The organism is Dietzia sp. DQ12-76, from assembly GCF_014145045.1.
In the GTDB taxonomy this organism is placed as follows: Bacteria; Actinomycetota; Actinomycetes; order Mycobacteriales; family Mycobacteriaceae; genus Dietzia.
The window spans coordinates 1-1,967 of sequence record NZ_JAALDV010000360.1; the positions used below are offsets into that span (position 1 = coordinate 1).

A 1,967-nucleotide genomic window follows, 5' to 3' on the forward strand; every position below is an offset into this window, starting at 1 on the left:
GACCCGGTGACCGCGAAGGACCGGCCGTCCAGCCGCAGCCCGGTCACGCCGAGCCGACGGCGTCCGTACGCCGGTCGTGGTCGGGGGCGCGCTCGGCCACCAGTCGCCGCGCCCATCCGTAGTCGGTCTTGCTGCTGGGGTGGCGCTCGACGCGGTCGACCACCCAGTACGCCGCGGGGATCTTGAAGCCGGCGAGGTGCTCGCGCAGCGCCTGCCCGACGGACTCGAGATCTCCGGCATCAGCGGTGTCCGACCACTGGATCACCGCGCCCACGCGGTGTCCGAACCGCTCGTCCGGGATGCCGAACGCCACCGCGTCCTCGATCCCGTCCACCGCCTTGAGCGCGGCCTCGACCTCCTCGGCGAAGATCTTCTCGCCGCCCGAGTTGATCACCTGACTCGCCCGACCGAGCATGATGATCGTCTCCGGGCCGTCATAGCGTCCGCGGTCGCCGGTGAACACCCGACGGGTGCCCGCGATCTCCCGGAAGGTCTCGGCGGTCTTGGCCTCGTCCTTGTAGTACCCGGCGGGCTGATAGCCGCTCTTGACGATCCAGCCGATCTCCGTCGAGTCGTCCGGGAGCGGCTCGTCGAAATCGTCGACGAGCTGCAGGGTGGTCCCCCTGGGGATCCGCGGACCGTGATCGGCGAACAGCGATCCGTCGTCGAGGTTCGCCTTGGTGACCACGCCCAGACCGCCGAAACCGCCCTCGGACGACCCGAACGCGTCCATGATCATCAGATCGGGGCGGAGCTCGAGCAGGTCCGCCTTGACCGACGGGGAGAACAGGGCGGCGCCCGAGGAGACCATGAACATGCTCGAGGTGTCGGGGTCGGTCCGACGCATCTGGTCCACGATCGGCCGGACCATCGCGTCCCCCGCCACCACGGCGACCTGGATCTTCTCGCTCTCGATCTCCTCCAGGGCGTCCGCCGCCCGGAAGTGCGGGAGATAGTGCATGGTGCCGCCGGCGAACAGTCCGGTGAAGCTGGGCATGATGCCCGAGGTGTGGATGAGCGGGAGCAGGATCAGGTAGCGCAGGGGATCGCCGCCGAGGCCGGACCGGGACTGGTGGTACTCGTCGGGCACCGGCTCACCCGTGTGGTAGTCCGCACCGCCGCCGAGGCTGCGCCAGAGGTCCTCCTGACGCCACATCACGCCCTTGGGCTTTCCGGTGGTTCCGCCGGTGAACACCAGGTAGAGGTCGTCGCCGCTGCGCTCGAGCCGCGGGCGCTCCGTCGACGCCGCGTCCAGGATCTCCCGCGCGTCCAGGGCGCCGTCCGGGAGCGTGTCGACGGTCGAGCCGTCCTCCACCACGATCGTGTGCCGGACGGAGTCGAGACCGCTGACGGCCTCGGTCACCGCACCACCGAATTCACGGTGGAAGACCAACACGCTGGTGTCCGAGTAGTCGTAGAGGTAGCGCAGTTCCGCTCCCGAGTAGCGGTAGTTGATGCTGATGGTCACCGCCCGCAACTTGAGCACCCCGATGATCAGGGCCAGGCAGTCCACCCCGTTGCGCAGATGCACACCGACGTGGTCGCCGGCACCGACACCCAGGGAGGACAGTGCCGAGGCCCACCGGTTGGCCTCGGCCTCCAGGTCCGCGTAGGTGAGCCGACGTTCGTCCTCCACCACCGCCAGGCGGTCCGCGCCAAAGGCGTCCACGGCGTGCTCGAAGAGGTCGGCCAGGTTGTGTGCCATGTGGTGTCCTCCGTGACTGGGGTGACGGGTGTCGGGTGGGTGGGTAGCGAGTGGCCTGTGTCAGACCGGGGTGATGGGCAGCGGCGTGCGGGTGGGTCCGAAGTCGAACGCGGCACCGGTACTGATCCGCGTGACCGCGACCTCCTCCGGCTCCGTGGCGGGTTCGTCGCCGAACCGGAGGACCGCCGCGACACGAGAGCCGTCCGAGGGCACGCGCTCGACCGTCCAGTGCGGGTCGACCGCCTGGGCCGCCGCGGCGAGG

General features: G+C 69.8%; 1 protein-coding gene and 1 pseudogene. Both read right to left on the bottom strand.

The annotated features are described in order from the left end of the window. Window positions 1-43 precede the first annotated feature (43 nt). Window positions 44-1,705: an AMP-binding protein gene (locus G6019_RS12210; RefSeq protein ID WP_182613327.1), complete on the bottom strand. Its 1,662-nt coding sequence runs from the start codon at window positions 1,703-1,705 to the stop codon at window positions 44-46. A gap of 60 nt (window positions 1,706-1,765) precedes the next feature. Continuing rightward, window positions 1,766-1,967, bottom strand: a pseudogene (locus tag G6019_RS12215) (hypothetical protein); the annotation flags it as partial.

What these genes read in the sequence shown, in the direction of transcription:
- G6019_RS12210 (WP_182613327.1), bottom strand. Translation starts at nt 1,705, where the DNA reads ATGGCACACAACCTGGCCGACCTCTTCGAGCACGCCGTGGACGCCTTT.